Origin of the sequence: Anaerotaenia torta (assembly GCF_050433395.1) — a bacterium.
GTDB lineage: Bacteria > Bacillota > Clostridia > Lachnospirales > Lachnospiraceae > Mobilitalea > Mobilitalea torta.
This window is the reverse complement of record NZ_JBNPXH010000002.1, coordinates 61,381-80,244: the sequence shown is the minus strand read 5'-3', so window position 1 is coordinate 80,244 and position 18,864 is coordinate 61,381. Positions and strand designations below refer to the sequence as shown.

The window sequence follows — 18,864 nt, the reverse complement described above, 5'->3', positions numbered from 1 at the left end:
TAGGAACAGGAAATGTGGGTGATTTTAATGGAATAAGTGGATTAACATTAGGTAATGTATTATCAAGAGTACCGGCCGGTGCAGAAATTAAGCCTTTCACCCCTGACAGTAGTTTAAAGGATGGTATAAGGGTTAAATGGTCAGACAATGGTATTAAATATGAACTATTGGCACATGAAGCTAATACTAGAGCTCCGGAGGGCAGTAATTCTTCAAAAGGTTGGACTCTACGTATTAAAAAATCTGGTTTTGGAAATGGTAAATGGTACATAAATAGTGAAGGGCAATGGGTAAAAGATAATGTGGTTAACGAGAGAAGCCCTATGTATGATGCGAAACAAGCAAATAGTACGCATATAGAAATTCAGAATCCTTATGATAATCATGGTGATGACGATAACGATAAAACGCCACCGATAAATGGAGGTGGACAGGGAGGAGGTTTATCAGAAACTGACAAAATACTTGCGAATGAATCTGGAGATCTACGGAGAGTCGATACAAAAGGGGATACATACTCAGGATATTTTGATAAGAAGAATGTTTGGCATGATACAGGAAAGCGATTCATTGATGGAAATAGTGATGCTTATACATATGTTATGCCTATAAATCCTACGATTCCAAACTTTACGTCTTTTACTCAACCGGCATTTGTTTTCGGATGGTAGATATTCTAAGATTAGAAAGTATGCTGCTTTTTTTGAAGTAATGAAGCACAAGCTAAAAAGTACGGGAGGTGGTTTTTATGAAGTTTGAAAAAATAATGAGTGATTTACAAAGCAAAGTCGAAAATATGAATTTAAATGACTTTGGTATTATTAATTATAATGGAGGTGGTATGCTTTTATTGGCAGGTAGTTTTGACTTTAGTTATTATCATGAAATAGAAGTAATCTTTGGCGGAGTATCATTTATATGTTGCCCAGCTTCAAATTTCTCTATTGATAAGATTAGAATAGCTAATGAAAAGGAAGCTGTTAATTTGAATAAAATGTATGATATTGACAACTCTGGATATATAGTAGCTATAGATGATGAACTGGCAAATACAGCTTATTATATAGTCTGTGAGGAAATAACTTATAATATACAAACTGTAAAATATTATGATGAATTAGGCCAGCGTATTAAAGATAGAGATAAAAAGATTTCTCAATGGGCAAAAGAAAAAATGTCAATATAAAAAAATAATATTTTCACAATAAAATATTTGCAGTAAGTAAATAGATTAATTATACCTAACATTTTTACCAACAAAGACGGCTAATTTATATTACCGTCTTTGTTGATAGGTGTATATAGATTGTTAAAGAGGATGATTGGTGGGTAAGAAAATTAGTATCTGTATGATTATGATGCCGTTGGAAACCTTAATGAGGTTGAGATGCTGCGGATGTTGCAGCTTTAGCGACAGACCTGCTAAATTATAAGAAGGGTGATGAATGGAAGATATTCGCCGACTTAGCTGCACTCGGGCGAGAAACGACAGGTGTATTATGGAGTCAGCCTTTATTATAATGCGAGGTATCGATATGACAAGGAAAGCGGATTGTATTACTTGAATGCAATTATGACAGCGTGAAGGCGAGATTTATTACAGAGGATAATACATATGTTATGCCTATAAATCCTACGATTCCAAACTTTACTCCTTTTACTCAACCAGCATTTGTTTTTGGGTGGTAGACATTCTAAAAATGGGAAAGGCACCCTTTTAGACAATAATAAAGTGCAAGCTAAAAAGTAAGGAAGGTGGTCTTTATGAAGTCTGACAAATTAATAAGTGATTTACAAAGTAAACTCGAAAATATGAATTTAATTGATTTTTATATTATTGAGTTTGATAGAAGTGGCAAACTCCTATTGGCAGGTAGTTTTGACTTTTGCTATTACCATGAGATAGAAGTGATTTTTGGCGGAGTATCATTTGTATGTTGTCCAACGACAAATTTCTCTATGGATCAGATTAGAATAGCTGATAAAGTGGAAGTTGATAATTTGAATCAGATGTATGATATTGACAACACGGGATATATAGTAGCTATAGATGATGAGACGGTAAATGCAGTTTATTATATAGTCTGTGAAGAAATAAATTATAATATCCAAACTGTAAAGTATTATGATGATTTAGGACAGATTATTAGAGATAATACAATTTCGGAGTGGGCAAAAGAAAAAATGTCAATATAAAAAGTAATGTTTTTCCAATAAAATCTTTACAGTAAGTTAATAGATTAATTAGCATTTTTATCAACAAAGACGGTTATTTTATATCACCGTCTTTGTTGATAAATTGGCTGGTGGGGTATAGACAAAAATAGTATAGAGAGCTGTTATTCTACAGATGTTGGGGGAGAAAAATTTTTGTTTTTCCCGTCCCCTAAAACTCAGGAAATATGGGCTTTTATTGTTAAACATAGAGATAGGGGTTATTATTTGTATATATCCTACCTCTAAATATGAAGTGGTTATATGGTTTCGGTTGTTTTGGCTGATACAATAACACGGAGAGTATGTGTTAGTGAAGGAGAGAGAAATATACTTTACTTCATACCGCTCTATCGTTATACTTATGATAAGAGTGGCACTTTCTTTTGGCACGGATATTCAAGGAAGAAGATACGGATAGAAAGGGGCAGGACATGCAGAAGTTTCAGACCTTACTTTTTGACGCGGACGATACGCTTTTTGATTTTGGGGCATGCGAGAGGGAGGCGCTTAATCTGGCCTTTCGGCAGTTTGGGTATCCTCTGGATGATGAGATCCGCAGGCAGTATGAGGAGATTAATCAGGGGCTGTGGAAAAAATATGAGCAGGGGCTGATGGACCGCAAAACAGTTATTTATTCCCGCTTTGGACTTTTATTTGATCAAATCGGAATTGAGGACGATGGGATTCAGTTCGAAGATGTGTATCAGAAGCTGCTGGGGCAGCAGCATGCTACTTTGCCCGGCGCGGCTGAGATCCTGGATTATCTTTATCCGAACTATGATTTATATATTGTGACCAACGGAGTCACGGCGACGCAGCTCAGCAGGCTGAAGGATTCCGGACTGGACCGCCGTGTGAAGAAAATCTTTGTGTCGGAAGAGACCGGATACCAGAAGCCGAAGAAGGAATTCTTTGCGTATTGCTTTGAGCGGATTCCCGGACTGGTGCCGGAGCAGACGATGATTATCGGAGATTCCCTGTCCTCGGATATGAAGGGAGGCAACAATGCGGGAATCCGCACCTGCTGGTATAATCCCGGCTGTCTGGAGAATGATGCAGGGGTTCGGATTGATTATGAAATCCACAGCTTAGAGGAGCTTTACGGGATATTATAAATAAAGGAAAGTCTTTTAATGTCTTGATGCCGGAACACAGGTGTAGTAAAATGGGGAAATAGACAAGATAAAGGGGAGAAGAGTAATGAGAATTCAATGGAAGGAATTACGATATCGCCTTGGAAGAAGGATGACTTTCATAGGGGCGATATTCCTGATGCTGGCTTTTGTGATACCGGGTGCAGCGCCAACAGGTGTCCATGCGTCAATTGCGCAGGCGGCAATCGCGTCGGAGAATGAGAAGACTTTAACCATATTATTTACCCATGATCTGCATGACAATCTGCTGCCGTTTCGCTCTGTCAGTAATGGAGAGATCGCAATGTACGGCGGCTTTGCAAGGCTTAAGACGGCAATTGATGCCCAGCGCGCGCTGGATTCGGAGGCCTTGCTTCTGGACGGAGGAGATTTCTCCATGGGGACTCCCTTTCAGACCATATTTGAAACGGCTTCTCCGGCCCTCACTCTGTTGGGGGTTATGGGCTATGATGCCACAACTCTTGGAAATCATGAATTTGATTACCGGCCCGCGGGCTTGACGGCCAGCCTGATTACGGCAGCCAAGGGGGACCGGAAGCGCACCCCCATTTTGCAATCCAATATTGTGTTCCCCCAGGGAGAGGACGCCGATATGGCGGAGGAGCTGGCTCAGCTTAAGAGTGCCATGGAGGAATATGGGGTATATGATTATACCATATTGGAAAGGAAAGGGGTTCGCATCGGTATCTTTGGGGTCATGGGAGAGGAGTCGGCTTCCATGGCGCCGATGAGCGGGGTTACCTTCAGCGATGAGGTGAAGCAGGCCAAAAGAGTGGTGAAGGTGCTGAAGGAACAGGAAAAGGTGGATTTTATCATCTGCCTGTCCCATTCGGGTACGAAAGCGGATCCCAAGGAATCGGAGGATGAGATTCTTGCTAAAGAGGTTCCGGAGATCAATCTGATTATCAGCGGTCATACCCATACAATCCTGCATGAGCCCATCCTGGCGGGAAATACGGTGATTGGAAGCGCCGGAAGCTATGGGAAGTATCTGGGCTGTGTTAAGATGGCCCGGAGTACGGAAGGATCAAAAGCGGATAAAGCCTGGGAGGTTGTCGATTACAAATTACTTCCCATTGATGAAAAGCTGGATGAGGACAGAGAGATCGCAGGGCTGGTTGAGGAATATAAAAAGAGTGTTCAAACCAATTATTTTGACGCCTTCGGGCTGGAGTATGATGAGGTGTTAGCGTCCTCCGATATTCAGTTCCAGACTCCGGATGAGTTATCCATACTGCACGGGGAAGCAACCCTTGGCAATCTGATCAGCGATGCTTATATTTATGCGGTGAAGAAAGCAGAGGGAGAGGATTATGTTCCTGTGGATGCCGCCATAGTGCCCTGCGGAACAATACGGGATACTATCTTTAAGGGAGAGGTGACGACGGCCAATGCCTTTAGTATCAGCTCCCTGGGAATCGGAGCGGATAAGAGGCCGGGATATCCCCTGATCAGCGCTTATCTTACGGGAAAAGAGCTGAAGACGGCCTGTGAGGTGGATGCCTCCATTACGCCGCTGATGCCGGAGGCTCAGCTGTATATGTCCGGCATAAGCTTTACCTTTAATCCCAACCGGCTTATCTTTAACAAGGTGGTTAAGGCGGAGCTGGTGAAGGAGGATGGGACCAGGGAAAAGATTGATGATAACAAGCTGTACCGCGTGGTATGCAATCTTTACTCCGCCCAGATGCTCTCCATCGTAGGGGATAAATCCTTTGGCCTTATGTCCATTATTCCGAAAGACCGGGAAGGGAACCGGATCACTGATTTTGAGGCTCAGATCATATATGACAGGTCAGGGCGGGAGACCAGCGAACTGAAGGAGTGGTATGCGGTGGTCCAGTATCTCCAGTCCTTTGACAGGAAGGACGGGGCGGCCCAGATACCGGCGTATTATGGGGCGGCCCAGGGCAGGAAGGTAATTGAGCAGAGCCGTAATATCATTAATCTGCTGAAAAAGCCTAACCGTATCGGGATTGCAGTATATTGTATTGTGCTGCTGTTAGCGGTACCCATCGTTCTGATCATAAGAGTGATGGTACGCAGACGGCTGAAGAAGAGAAAGAACAGCAAGAGATTCCGGGCGAATTCGGATAGACCGGAGATAATCCGAAGAGATAACCCGAAGAGATAAGTTGGTACCGGGAGTATAGAAAATAGCAAGGTGGGAGGAGGGAATGGCGTGCAGGTTGAAAAAAACCAGGTTACGGAATGCCGCATGGGATGCGGAGCCTGCTGTATTGCACCCTCCATCTCTTCCTCCATTCCGGGCATGCCGGAGGGAAAACCGGCAGGGGTGCGCTGCATTCAATTGTCGGAGGATAATTTGTGCCGGATCTTTAATTCCCCCCTGCGTCCCGCGGTATGTGCCAGCCTGAAGCCCTCTCAGGAGATGTGCGGGAGGAATAATCAGGAGGCCCTGGAATATCTTACGAGGCTGGAGAAAGAAACGGGATGGGAAAGTAAAGCTTAACCGGAAGAAGAGAAGAAAGAATAAGGATATCATAAGAATACAATAGGAAGAACCGATAATTTGTGAAAATCACATATTACCGGTTCTTCTTTTCTTGTTTTAGCTGACTTTTAAAACAGTAGTTCTACATTTGCCGCCCTAGAAGTTCGACTATTGTAGAACGCTGCAATCGGTGAGAAGCCAGCAGGGTGATTGCATAGGGGACAAGTCCCATGACACAGCAGAGCAAAACCAGCGGCCAAAAGGGAAATGTAAATTGAAGATAGTATACGCCGATTTTGACCAGCAGCCGGTATAGGCCAAACCCCAGGCCTAATCCGAGTACAGTGGAGAGCACCGAGCAGATCAACGATACAAGTATTCCTTCATGCGTAAGCAGCTTGTTGATGCTTTTTCGGCTTAGCCCTATTGCCATCAATACACCCAATTCCTTTTTCCGTTGTTCTATTCCCATATATGTCGCACTGGCCAGATTGAGGAAGCCGATTAATGCCACAACAGCTACAATCAAAAGAACCAGCAGGGTTACGCCGGTAATCTGCCGCTTGAGCTCGTCAGAAAGCGCTTTCTGTGATTTTAATGACAGCTCCGGCTCTTGCAGACAAAGGGTTTTAATAACCGGATACAGGTCGTCATGCATTTCTTCGTCTATGGTTAGTATGGCTCGCCGGTAATTCTCATTCCAGCCGAAGGCTTTAAAGGAATCCTGCAGAGTGTACAGCATGGGAAGCGATCCCCAGAACCCGGCGTAATTTACATCACCAGCGTCTGCCACACCGACGATGCGAAAGGTCATAGCTTTATCGTCAGAGTCGGGATGGAGCATATCCCGATAGGTTAGTGTTATTTCCTTCCCTGCAGCAAAGGCAGCCAGGAGAGGTGATTTGTCATAGTCAGAGGAATTCCTGATTACGGCGATTACATTGTGCGGATCATTAAAATCTTCCATTGTTACGTGTCCATCCTTGATATGGGAAAGAATTTTCTCCATAGTGTGTTCCTCTACACCTGCGACAGCGGTATCGCCGCTCATCCGGTCTTCTTCCGACCGATAATAGGCGTTGAGCATCACGGTGTCCACCTCTGTAACGCCATCTAATCCGCGTATGGTATCAACCAGATCATGGCTCAGAGGGTCATTAATCAGGATAGTGCCGTCCTCGTATTGAACCGTTTTGAAAGTGTCATTGGAAATCACTATATCCCCCACAACCCGCTTGCTTACAAGAGAATCAATACTGTCCCGCAATGAAAAAGCAATGGTGGAAACCCCGATAAACAATATCCCGCTAAAGGTAAGGGAGAGCACCGTGCCAATGGTGCGGCTGCGTTTCCGGGACAGGTTGATATGTGCCAGGGTGTCCAGCGTGATGGTTTCAACCGTTGGTCTATGCCCTTGCTTGTCCTTTGCACCAGTAAACCGGACAGCATCAACCGGCGCTATTTGCGAAGCTTTCCTGGAAGGGCGCATAACGCCGATCAGCACCATAACCAGTGTTACCGCAGCGGAGAGCAGATAGGCGGCGGGCGATAAGGTATAAGTGATAGGAAGCCCTGCGATGGCATCGATCGTCCCTGTCCCGAAATATCCGGTAAGGGTACCCGCAAGCAGACCGAAGGGTAAGCCAAGGAGGGTGCAATAGAGGGCTTCTGTACGTACACAGCTCTGTATCTGTTTTTTTGATGCGCCAATGAGAAGCAGCAGGCCGTATTGATGAATCTTCTTCTCAATGGAGAGATTATAAGCATTATAGATAACCAGTGCGCCCGCTGCACATAGGATCAGCAGAACCGCCGCGGTGAAAAGGATGATGGAGAAATCATGAAAATTGGCGGATAAATATTTTTCATTAAGAGAAATATCCTGTTTTGGTATATCCGCAAGTTCTGCCAGCCGGGAGGCAGTACTCCGCGGTTCATACTTCCCTTTGAAGCGCAAAAACAGTTCTGCCCTGTGATCGAACTTTTCCGTGAGGGGGAGTGACACAAAAATATCGTAGATATCCATTGCCGCATACATCCGCTGTTCCTGCAGTATGCCGGAGACGACAAAATGCAGGGTGGTTTTCTCAGTAAGGCTTCCGTCGGGCCCTTGCGCTTGAAAGCTCAGGTCAAACTCTGCCCCGATCTTTGGATCGATACCCAGATATTCCGCCACATGGGGCGGAATCGCCGCTTCCTGCTCCTGTCGGGGCGGCCTGCCGGAGGTCAGCTTAAAGCCTGCCATCTGCCCCAAGGCTGAAGAATAGGAGAGTATAATTCCGTCTTCCCCGTTGATGGAATTCCCCCACCCGTTCATACGCAGATGCAGGTCAGACAATGCGACTTCCCTTCGCGAGGACAGCAGTGCGGTCTGTTCTTCTGTAACGAAATTGTACTTTACATGGCTGTCTCCCGTGGACTCCAGCAGATTATCAATGAGGGACTGCTGTACGCTGAAGCCCAGATTAACAACGGCGCAAATCAGAGCAGAGGCCAATGCGATCATTAAAATGATGTGTTTGCTCTGACTGACGCTTTTTCGTGCGAAAGAGGAAATCTTCATCATCAGCCCTCCCATACCACGCCGTCTTCGATGCGCAGCACCCGGTCGCAGAATTGGGCCACCTTCTCATCGTGGGTGATGATGGCCATGGTCTGTCCCAGCTTTTGCGCCGACGAGCGGAGCAGGTTCAGCACCTCCGCACCGGTTTTGGAATCGAGATTGCCTGTGGGTTCGTCAGCCAACAGTATCGCGGGCTGGGTTACCAGAGCCCGGGCAATAGCAACACGCTGCTGCTGGCCGCCGGACAATTGACTGGGCAGACTTTTCTGTTTGTCCCCAAGCCCCAGAATCTCCAGCAAAGCCTGAACGCGGGGCTGATCCACAATGCGTCCGTCCAGACCGAGGGGCAGCACGGTATTTTCATAGACATTCAGCTGCGGCATGAGATTATACATCTGAAAAACAAATCCGATACGCCGGCGGCGAAGCAGGGCCAGTGTTTCATCGCTGTGGGAGTAGATGTCCTCCTCTTCAATCAATACCCTGCCATCCGTAGGACGGTCAATTCCTCCCAGCAGATGCAATAGGGTGCTTTTTCCTGAACCGGAGGAGCCGACGATGGCCACCGCTTCCCCGCGTTGGATTGTGATGCTGGCTCCTTTCAGCGCATGAACCTGGGTTTCTCCTATTTGATATGTTTTTGATAGGTTTTCTGTCTTTACAACCATAAATTATCCCTTCCTTTCCAGAAGACATCATAGCACATGAACCTTACGGCATTCTGACACCAACCTAACAATTTTGTAAGAATACTGAGAAAACGCTCCCTTTTCCTTTCTCGGAGGCCACGGTAATATTGCCGCCCTGCTGGCGCAGGATTTCACGGGCAATGGTTAATCCCAGGCCGGTTCCTTCCGCACGCCGGGCCTCATTGCAGCGAACGCGGTAGAAGCGTGTGAAAATCCTGGTATATTCCAGGGGATCAAGTCCGATTCCTGTGTCGGCAATATCAATGCGGGTATAGATGGGACCCTTCTCTACAGATACGGTAATTCCGCCGGTGAAGGTGTATTTAATGGCATTATCCAGGATATTGCATAAGGCCTCCCTTGTCCAAACGGGGTCATGAGCCAGCTCCAGTGTATCGGGCAGAGAAGGGGTAATGGTTAATCCTTTTGCCTCGGCCTGTGCCGTAACGGAGGATACCGCGGCACATACTGTTTTTACAAGATCCGAAGGGACTTTTTTCACAGCCACCAGCCCGTTTTCCAATCGTGTGATCTTAAACAGCGCATCGGTGAGCCAGTTTATTTTCTCGGCCTGTTTTTTGCATTGGTCAAGAAATGCCGCTTGTTCCTCTGCGGTATGGGACGGGTCACCGGCCAGATCCAGATGCAGCATTAACGAGGAGAGCGGGGTCTTAATCTGATGGGAAATATCGCTCATCAAACCCAGGATGCTTTCACGTTCGGCATTACTTTTTTGTTTGCCGGCCTCTAAAGACCGCAGCACCTGCCAGACCTTTTCTTCCAGAATGCCCGCCGGCATTTCTATGTGCTCTCCGTTCAGCAGTTTATCTAATTTTGCAACCAGTTTTATTTCTTTTCTTTTTAAGAACATTACACATCACCATTTAGACGATAGCCAACTCCGCGCACCGTCTCGATGAAAGACGGACGGGAGGGATCACGCTCTACCTTTTCACGCAAGCGGCGTATATTGACGGCTAATGTGTTCTCGTCGACAAATTCACCGTTGGCATCCCATAGCTCCTGTAAAAGCCGTTCCTTTGTTACTATTTGTCCGGCGTTGCGCAGCAGGAGATTCAGCAGCCGCAGCTCATTCCGTGTCAGCAAAACGGCTGTTCCGCGAACATATGCGGATTGCCTGGAGGTATCCAGGGATATTGTGCCCGTACTTGGATCGGTTTCAATACGGCGGGCCACTGCATTGCATTTGCTCAATAGGACGGATATACTGAAGGGCTTGGTGAGATAATCATCCGCACCGATGTCGTAGCCCATGATGATGTCTGTCTCTGTGTCCTTCGCCGTAAGGAACAGGATATGGGTTGCAGGTGCGGTCTGGCGTATGCGGCGGCACAGATCAAGTCCGCTTCCGTCGGGAAGGCTGATGTCTAAAATCGCCATGTGAAAGTTGCCGTTATTTAACAGGGAAAGGGCGCCTTCCACAGTATCGGCACAGGCGACCTCATTTCCTTCTTTGTTAAGTTTGAATGAAATTCCATTTTGAAGAGATAAATCATCTTCCACAAGTAATATACGCATACTTCACCTTCCGTTTCATTCCTGAAATTTTTTATTATCACGATGTAGCAAAAGCTATCACCATATTATATACGAGGAAACGGACAGGATCAAGCTGTGTAAAGCTGTTTTTAGAGAAATCAAATAAAAAGCTCCGCTGCCTTCCGAGAGAAATCGGCTGGCAGCAGAGCATGACAAGCATATAAACAGATATGTCATTGCTTCAAGCAAGCTTGATCAATGTCCTATCCATCATAGACTTGCTCATCGTGGACATTATACCGTAACACTGCGGCACATATCGCATTTCAGGTATCGGCTGAGACGCTTCTCAAAATCCCGCACATCCACATCCATGCTGTCAAAGATCGATTGATCCACCGTATCGGCCACGGGGGCGCCCATGCATCTCCAGGCATAATGCTGTGCGATATGAGTGCAGGATACAAGCTCGTGATGGATGATACAGCGGTCCATGGGACGGTGATGATAAGCGGCTATTTCATACATCGGGAAGGGAAGCTCCCAGAGATCGATAAAATGACCGCCGATTTCCTGGTGCTGTAGCTCGTATTCATTTTGATCCAGCAGGACATAATCCTCCAACGTCAGATCCCTGCCCAGAGTGCCCTGCTTCTGCAGGCCTCTGACCAGAAGGATTAAACCGATGTTGTGCAGGAGCCCGGCAAACATGGAAGCATCCGGGGGCTGTTTGTGAAAGAAGGTCTCATAGAGGAAGAGAAGGATGCGGTTGGTCAGATAGGCATGTTTCCACAGCAGATCCGGTTCCTCCCCCCGGTCTTCCTCGGGAACGGCGGTACCTACAACGCAGGCCCAGTACATAAAGCTTTTCAGATTATGCAGCCCGACATAATTCACCATCTGCCGGATTGTACCCGGCATAACCCCGTATACCGCTGATTTGCCCACCTGAAGGAGAAGATTGGAGATGGCGGCTTCCTGCTCCATGGCTTCAATCACAGCCTCCGTATTCTCTTCCTCGATGAGGGAAATTATCTTGTCACAGCCGTCGGGGATGCAGGAGCTGCAGCCCATTTCTTCGATCATATCGGTCAGATAACTGGAATTGAGCGCCGTATCATCTTCAAAAAGCTTATTGATATTCTCCAGCAGCTCGTTGTTATTCCAGGGTTTGAATACATATAGTTTAGCTATGTTATGCAAGAGAGCGCGATACATGGGTTTTTCATCAGTATAGCCGCTTAGGATAACGCGGATGATCTTCGGGTATTTTTCTTTGATTATGCTTAAGAGCTGATAGCCATCGAGCACCGGCATGCGCATATCGCTGATTACCATATCAACGTTGGTAGTTTCCATCAGCTTCAATGCATCCATGCCATTTTCCGCCGTAAATATCTCATAATCTGTTTCAAAAAACAATCTCGATAGAGCCTTCAGGATTTGCACTTCGTTGTCAACGATTAAAATTTTCTTCATACCCATCATCCTTTCGTTTTGTAAAGTCATGTTATGATTAGTCTGGCAAATGCGGTGTCCAGACCGTTTACATTGCCGGTAGGATCGGCAGTGTAATCAGGAAAGCCGCCCCCTTGCCAAGCTCACTTTTCACGTCAATTGAGCCCTTGTGTTTGTTCACAATGATGTCATAAGATATGCTTAAGCCCAGACCGGTTCCTTCGCCGGTCACTTTGGTGGTAAAGAAGGGCTCGAATATCCTGGGGAGACTTGCTTCCGGAATTCCGGGACCGTCATCGAGGATCTGAATGAAAACCTGCTGGTCTGCCTTCCTGGCAAGGATTTGGATTAAGCCCCGGCCCGGACGTTCCTGTGACCGGATTGCCTCTGCCGCGTTGAGAATGATATTGATAAATACCTGCCCCAATTGAACCCGGTTACAGTATATAATGATGTCATCCGGCACCTCCAGCCGGACATCGGCCACAGGGCTGACTTCATCGCGGGTGGTGAGGATAATCTGGGAGAGCATATCCAATAATACATGGGTGCTCTTCACGCTGTCTCCGGAGGTGCGGGCGGATACCCTTAAGGAAGTGATAATATCCGTTATTCTCTTGATACCGCTGTCGGTATCGGAGAAGATATCCTCCAGATTATTTAATATTATATCCATTTTTAAAGTACGGTATTTGTCCGTCACCTGGGTTTTGTACCGGTGAAAAACGGACTGCTGCAAATCGCCGGAGGGCTCCTCCTCATTCATTCCGGCCTGTACCAGGTCCAGAAATTCCTTTATGCGGCTGAAATATCTTCGCAGAATATCAAAGTTGCTGCTGACAAAGCCCATGGGATTATTGATTTCGTGGGCAATTCCGGCAGCCAGCTGACCGATGGCGGCCATCTTTTCCGATTGGACAAGACTGAACTTAGCCTCTGTAAGCTGTGCGTTCATTATCTTGAGTTCCTCATTCTGCTTCTGTGTCATTTCGATCAGCGCTTTGAGGCGGTTGGAGCTGTTCTTCGCTTCAATGGCTACCTTAAGGCGGGCATTGAATTCAATGTGATTAATGGGCTTGTTGATATAATCAAAAGCACCCAGATCAAAACACCTTGTATAGCTTTCCAGATCATCCAGAGAGGTGAGCATAATAACAGGCACATCATCATATTCCGGATCGGATTTTAGCCGGGCCAGCAGGTCAATGCCCGTAACTGCCGGCATGAGGATATCCAGGATGATAATATCAATGCTCTCCTGGGCCAGCAAAAGCTCTACCTGAATGGGATCATTGCACAGGAAGATCTGCGTGATGTCTGGGATGGCGTCTAAATAACTTTTGGCGATGGTAAGATTGAGTTGACTGTCATCGACGACCAGTACCTTCATATTATAGTCTCCGTTCCTGAGTGGGATTGTCTTTTGTTTATACAATTATATCAAATGAAAGAAAATATTTCAACTGAAGATGTGCATTTTAACGATAAATGGTGTGTCATATTTCTGTGCGATATAACAATAGCACAAAGATTGATAAAAAATGATAAAGTATTTATTCCCGTTTTATGCCGTATTATACGGAAAAAAAGTGACTTTATCGGGCGGGCATGGTATAATGTCGGCAGACATTATACCGGTGCCGACCGAAGGGAGTGCACATCCTGGCACGAAGTGCCATACCATAGGAGCTTGCGACTATGGTATAATGTCGGCAGACATTATACTCACGCATTTATGCGTGTGCGCCGGAGCGAAGCGTAGTGCGCAGTCCTTGAGTTCCCAGTCTGCGGACACGATAGGTTCTGAATTCGACAAAGAGATAAGGTACAAAGGAGCAAGATGACAAAGGAAGCGGTTAAGCAGATTTTATCTGTATTGGATAAAGAATACGGCACTACCAAGGAAGGGTTTCTATACGAAGCAGACTGGCAGCTTTTGCTGGCAATCATGCTGAGTGCACAGAGCACAGACAAACAGGTGGACGAGGTTCTGCCGGGACTATGGAAGCGGTTTTCCAATGTCCGGCAGATAGCCGAGGCCAGCGAGGAAGAAATCCAGGATCAGATCAGAATGGTGGGCTTATATAAAAACAAGGCAAAAAACATGAAGCAATGCTGCCGCCAGCTTATGGATGAATATGGCGGTAAGGTTCCTGCGGCCATTGACGAGCTGCTTAAGCTGGCGGGAGTGGGAAGGAAGACGGCCACATTGTTTTTGGCGGATGCCTATAATATACCGGGAGTCACTGTAGATACCCATGTTTTTAGAATAGCCAGGAGGCTTGGCTGGGCAGAAGGAAAGAATCCGGTGCAGGTGGAGTTTGAATTGATGGAGCTGCTCCCGGAGGAACACTGGAACCGGATTAATTTCCAATTGATTTATCATGGACGGAGCATCTGTACCGCAAGAAAATGTCATTGTGAGCGTTGCTTTCTGAGTACCTGGTGCGATAAGAAAATGTGATGCTTGGTATCATGATAGAGATGGAGCTGTTCAAAGATAAAATCAAAAGGAAAAGATAAGGTTAATTAAGAGCTGGAAGGAGAAAATAAATGAAATTGATTATAATACGCCACGCAGATCCGGATTATTCTATAGATTCTCTTACGGAAAAGGGTTGGAAGGAGGCGGAGCTTCTTTCCAACCGTATTGCTGCTATGGATGTAAAAGCATTTTATGTTTCACCTCTGGGAAGGGCAGGGGATACGGCCTCTGTTACGCTGAAGAAAATGAACCGGGAAGGGAAGGTGCTTCCCTGGCTACAAGAATTCCGTGTACCGGTTGTTGATCCCGATACAGGGAAGGAGCGGATATCCTGGGATTGGCTTCCTTCTCTGTGGACAAAGGCAGAGGATTACTATGACAAGGATCGCTGGCATCTGGCTCCCGTCATGAAAGCCGGGCAGGTATATGAAGAAGCGATGAAGGTATACACGGGTCTTGATGAAGTGTTGAAGGAGCATGGGTATGAACGTGAGGGCAAGATTTACCGTGTCCTTAATCCTAATTGTGATACGATTGTTATGTTCTGCCATTTTGGGGTGGAGTGTGTGATGCTGGGCCATCTTCTCGGCATATCCCCCATGGTATTATGGCATGGCTTCTGTGCGGCTCCTTCCTCTGTTACCACGCTTGTTACCGAGGAGAGAACGAAGGGGATTGCCAGCTTCCGGATGGGCTCTTTCGGAGATATTTCACATTTGTATGCAGCCGGTGAAGAGCCTGCTTTTGCAGCCAGATTTTGTGAAATCTATGATAATATGGATGAAAGGCATTAAGAAGCGGGAGGCTGCAGAGCCGGAGAGATGGGATGATTGTATAATTGTGCATAAGAAGGGCCGGGGTGAATGACCCCGGCCTTTTGTGATGAAATTTATTATATCGGTTTGATGTGACTTTATCACACAGATAAGGAGTGAAAATGGCAGTCCGCATCTTGACATTAATATAACTATACCGTAATATTTGAATATAATAATATTATAATTAGAGCGCCAAAAGGCGCTGCAATTACTATAATTAGGTTACGGAAAGAAGGGGTGGTATGAATAATAATTTCCATAAGTACAACGAAACGGCAGAGCTGCTGAAGACCATTGCTCATCCCGTCAGATTGTGCATTATCAAAGGCCTGCTGGAGAAGGGGGAGTGTAATGTGACCTATATGCAATCCTGTCTTGGCACGCCCCAGTCGACGGTGTCACAGCATATCCAGAAGCTGAAGGCAGCCGGAATTATTGAAGGGCGAAGAAGCGGGTTAGAGATATTTTATAAGGTGAAAAACAACAAGGTGGCTGAGTTGATACGGCTGCTGTTTTATGAGGAAAGCAATACGGCACAATTATAAATCAGGTATGATGGAGGAATAAGGAATGAGTAAAAAAGTATTGATTGTAGGCGGCGTGGCAGGCGGAGCATCCGCGGCGGCCAGACTGAGAAGATTGGATGAGACGGCAGAGATTATTATGTTTGAGAGGGATGAATACATCTCCTTCGCCAATTGCGGCCTGCCCTATTATATCGGTGAGAATATCAAGGAACGGGAGAAGCTCCTGGTACAGACACCGGAGTCCATGAAAGCCAGATTTCATATCGATGTGAGGAATAATACAGAGGTAACCGGAGTCAATCCGGCAGGCAAGACGGTTACCGTTAATTCAAAAACACGGGGAAGCTATGAGGAAACCTATGATTATCTCATCCTGTCTCCCGGAGCAAAGGCTCTGAGGCCTAATATTCCTGGAATTGACAGCGATAAGATATTCACGCTGAGAAATATCCCCGATACGGACAGGATAAAGGCCTATGTGGATCAAAAGGGTATAGGGAGCGCAATCGTAATCGGCGGCGGCTTCGTAGGCGTGGAGATGGCGGAAAATCTCAGGGAGCGGAAGCTGAAGGTAACGCTTGTGGAAGCGGCGCCCCACATTCTTGCCCCATTTGATTCTGACATGGTGATTATTGCTGAAAAGGAGCTGGTGGAGAATGGAGTAAGCCTGCATCTGAACGATGGAGTGAAAAGCTTCCATGAAGCAGCGAATCAGGTGGAGGTTACTTTGAACAGCGGGACTGTGCTGAGTGCGGATATGGTGGTATTGGCCATTGGCGTTGCTCCGGATACGGCATTTCTTAAGGACAGCGGAATTGAACTGGGGGCCAGAGGGCATATTCTTGTCAATGACCGGATGCAGACCAACATGGACGGCATTTATGCCGTGGGTGATGCCATCGAGGTGGTGGATTACGTGACCGGGGCGAAGACGGCGATACCGCTGGCGGGTCCTGCCAATAAGCAGGGGAGAATCGCGGCGGACAATGTGGCCGGATTGAACTCCGCCTTCAAGGGATCTCAGGGAACCTCCATTCTTAAGGTGTTCGGACTGACGGCAGCCAGTACCGGCGCTAATGAAAGAACCCTTCAGAGACAGAACATAGCTTATAAAACGGTTACCATTCATCCGGTATCCCACGCATCCTACTATCCCGGAGCGGCGCCGATGACATTGAAGCTGATTTTCGGAGAGGACGGGAAGGTTCTGGGAGCGCAGGGTATGGGCTATGACGGCGTGGATAAACGGATTGATGTGATTGCGACGGTCATCCGTCTGAAGGGCAGCATCTATGATCTGACGGAGCTGGAGCTGTCCTACGCGCCTCCCTTCTCCTCGGCAAAGGACCCGGTAAATATGGCAGGGTTTGTCGCACAGAATATTCTGGAGGGAAGAAGCCATATAGCAACCTGGAGCCAGGTGGAGGAAATGCCCAGGGAGGACTATATTCTGCTGGATGTCCGTACGGAGGAGGAGTATTATAACGGACATGTGGAGGGTGCGGTTAATATTCCGGTAGACAGCCTGAGAGAACGTATGTCCGAGCTGGATAAAAACAAAAAGATAGTGGAGTATTGCCAGGTGGGTCTTCGGGGATATGTGGCAGACCGTATCCTAAGTCAAAACGGCTATGATGTTCTCAATGTTACCGGCGGATATAAGACGGCAGACGCCCTTCGCTTTGATCCTCAGGCGGCGGAAAGCAGCGAAGCACAGGGCGGGAACAAGCCGTCCGGCAATACCGGACATACGGTTATTGATCCGGATACTCAGACGGTAAAAAAGGAAGCGGACTGGAACGGGAAGATCCATAAGACCCTGGATGCCTGCGGATTGTGCTGCCCGGGCCCTTTGATGCAGGTGAAGGCATCCCTGGCTGACATGGAGGAAGGGCAGGTACTGAAGGTTATTTCTACCGATCCGGGCTTTTATGAAGATATTAAGGCCTGGTGTAAGCGCACCAACCATGAGCTTCTGGAGGTGACGAAGGCGGGATACAATATTACGGCATTCATCAGGAAATGTACGAAGGACGATACGGTGAACCCCGCCGGTCTGTCAGCGCCGGTCAGGGATAATAAGACCATGGTGGTCTTCAGCGGGGATCTGGATAAGGCGATTGCATCCTTCATCATAGCCAACGGCGCGGCATCCATGGGAAAAAAGGTGACCATGTTCTTCACCTTCTGGGGACTTAATATTTTGCGCAAGCCGGAGAAGATGAAGCTGGAAAAAGGCGTGGTTGAGCGTATGTTTGGAATGATGATGCCCAGAGGCAGCAGAAAGCTGAAGCTGTCCAAGATGAATATGATGGGAATGGGCGGCAAGATGATCCGTAAGGTTATGAAGGATAAGAATGTCTCTTCCCTGGAGGAGTTGATTCGGTCCGCAATGGACAGCGGTATCGAGATCGTTGCCTGTCAGATGTCAATGGATGTAATGGGATTGAAGAAGGAAGAGCTGATTGACGGAATTAAAATCGGCGGAGTAGGCTATTATCTTGGAGAAGCAGAGGATTCCAATGTAAATCTGTTTATCTGATTAATGTGTGTATGAACACAGGGAAATAAGATACCCTTGAATAATTTCTTATCATTGATGGTGTCAGCAGGAAGCGGGGATATTCCGGAAGGAGGTATTTGTGCAGATGCCGTTGCATTATGAGAGATTTTCAAGGGTATTATTGTATATTGATTGCAAAAACGGGAATGGAACTTTGTATTTTTATGTTTGTTTAGTGGAAAGTATTTGAAGATGATGATATAATAAAGCGTAGTAAGCATGATACGAGCTTGCCTGTAATTATATGATCTAATGAAAGCGGAATGAGGATAGTGCGAGAAGAACATTCGCACAGCAAGCCTGCCTGCAAATTCCGATTGGAGCAACAAGATCATGAACCGGGTTTTGGTTCAGGGTATAATAAAGCGTAGTGCCCAGTGCGAGGAAGATACATGCACGGCAAGGAGAGCGTTTGCACAAAATAGAGGATAGTAA

The 18,864-nt window shown here is 46.6% G+C and carries 16 protein-coding genes; 10 read left to right on the top strand and 6 right to left on the bottom strand.

Features of this window, described 5'->3' with window-relative positions:
* The first annotated feature begins 14 nt into the window (after positions 1-14).
* The 6 genes from HNQ56_RS04235 to HNQ56_RS04210 all read left to right on the top strand — a co-directional run bounded on the left by HNQ56_RS04235 (position 15) and on the right by HNQ56_RS04210 (position 5,844).
* Positions 15-671 carry a polymorphic toxin type 30 domain-containing protein gene (locus HNQ56_RS04235; RefSeq protein WP_429143156.1) on the top strand — a complete coding sequence of 219 codons (657 nt, stop codon included), beginning with the start codon at positions 15-17 and terminating at the stop codon, positions 669-671.
* Between the two features lie 77 nt (positions 672-748).
* Positions 749-1,186, top strand: coding sequence for a hypothetical protein (locus HNQ56_RS04230; protein ID WP_429143154.1), 438 nt, complete (start codon positions 749-751; stop codon positions 1,184-1,186).
* A gap of 578 nt (positions 1,187-1,764) precedes the next feature.
* Positions 1,765-2,196: a hypothetical protein gene (locus tag HNQ56_RS04225; protein WP_429143153.1), complete on the top strand. Its 432-nt coding sequence runs from the start codon at positions 1,765-1,767 to the stop codon at positions 2,194-2,196.
* Between the two features lie 452 nt (positions 2,197-2,648).
* Positions 2,649-3,332, top strand: coding sequence for a YjjG family noncanonical pyrimidine nucleotidase (locus HNQ56_RS04220; protein ID WP_429143151.1), 684 nt, complete (start codon positions 2,649-2,651; stop codon positions 3,330-3,332).
* Between the two features lie 85 nt (positions 3,333-3,417).
* Positions 3,418-5,505, top strand: a complete 2,088-nt coding sequence (locus HNQ56_RS04215) for a bifunctional metallophosphatase/5'-nucleotidase (RefSeq protein ID WP_429143149.1) — start codon at positions 3,418-3,420, stop codon at positions 5,503-5,505.
* A gap of 48 nt (positions 5,506-5,553) precedes the next feature.
* Positions 5,554-5,844, top strand: a complete 291-nt coding sequence (locus tag HNQ56_RS04210; protein WP_429143147.1) for a YkgJ family cysteine cluster protein — start codon at positions 5,554-5,556, stop codon at positions 5,842-5,844.
* A gap of 124 nt (positions 5,845-5,968) precedes the next feature.
* Here HNQ56_RS04210 and HNQ56_RS04205 read toward each other — a convergent pair whose 3' ends face one another.
* The 6 genes from HNQ56_RS04205 to HNQ56_RS04180 all read right to left on the bottom strand — a co-directional run bounded on the left by HNQ56_RS04205 (position 5,969) and on the right by HNQ56_RS04180 (position 13,426).
* Positions 5,969-8,389, bottom strand: coding sequence for an ABC transporter permease (locus tag HNQ56_RS04205; RefSeq protein WP_429143145.1), 2,421 nt, complete (start codon positions 8,387-8,389; stop codon positions 5,969-5,971).
* A gap of 2 nt (positions 8,390-8,391) precedes the next feature.
* Entirely contained in the window at positions 8,392-9,057 is a 666-nt protein-coding gene (locus HNQ56_RS04200) for an ABC transporter ATP-binding protein (protein ID WP_429143143.1), read from the bottom strand.
* A gap of 64 nt (positions 9,058-9,121) precedes the next feature.
* Positions 9,122-9,949: a sensor histidine kinase gene (locus tag HNQ56_RS04195; RefSeq protein ID WP_429143141.1), complete on the bottom strand. Its 828-nt coding sequence runs from the start codon at positions 9,947-9,949 to the stop codon at positions 9,122-9,124.
* Entirely contained in the window at positions 9,949-10,617 is a 669-nt protein-coding gene (locus tag HNQ56_RS04190; RefSeq protein WP_429143139.1) for a response regulator transcription factor, read from the bottom strand. The genes HNQ56_RS04195 and HNQ56_RS04190 overlap by 1 nt, the downstream gene beginning before the upstream one ends.
* Positions 10,618-10,872: 255 nt before the next feature.
* Positions 10,873-12,057: a response regulator gene (locus tag HNQ56_RS04185; RefSeq protein WP_429143137.1), complete on the bottom strand. Its 1,185-nt coding sequence runs from the start codon at positions 12,055-12,057 to the stop codon at positions 10,873-10,875.
* A 67-nt stretch (positions 12,058-12,124) separates the two neighbouring features.
* Positions 12,125-13,426, bottom strand: a complete 1,302-nt coding sequence (locus HNQ56_RS04180) for a hybrid sensor histidine kinase/response regulator (protein WP_429143135.1) — start codon at positions 13,424-13,426, stop codon at positions 12,125-12,127.
* 450 nt (positions 13,427-13,876) lie between these two features.
* On the opposite strand from HNQ56_RS04180, the gene nth reads away from it, so the two are divergent.
* The 4 genes from nth (at position 13,877) to HNQ56_RS04160 (ending at position 18,408) form a co-directional block, all read left to right on the top strand.
* Entirely contained in the window at positions 13,877-14,500 is a 624-nt protein-coding gene (gene nth / locus HNQ56_RS04175; RefSeq protein ID WP_429143133.1) for an endonuclease III, read from the top strand.
* 89 nt (positions 14,501-14,589) lie between these two features.
* Positions 14,590-15,315, top strand: a complete 726-nt coding sequence (locus tag HNQ56_RS04170; protein WP_429143131.1) for a histidine phosphatase family protein — start codon at positions 14,590-14,592, stop codon at positions 15,313-15,315.
* Between the two features lie 266 nt (positions 15,316-15,581).
* Entirely contained in the window at positions 15,582-15,884 is a 303-nt protein-coding gene (locus HNQ56_RS04165; RefSeq protein WP_429143130.1) for an ArsR/SmtB family transcription factor, read from the top strand.
* A 25-nt stretch (positions 15,885-15,909) separates the two neighbouring features.
* Positions 15,910-18,408 (top strand): CoA-disulfide reductase, encoded by a 2,499-nt coding sequence (locus HNQ56_RS04160; protein WP_429143128.1) that lies wholly within the window; start codon positions 15,910-15,912, stop codon positions 18,406-18,408.
* Positions 18,409-18,864: the final 456 nt, after the last annotated feature.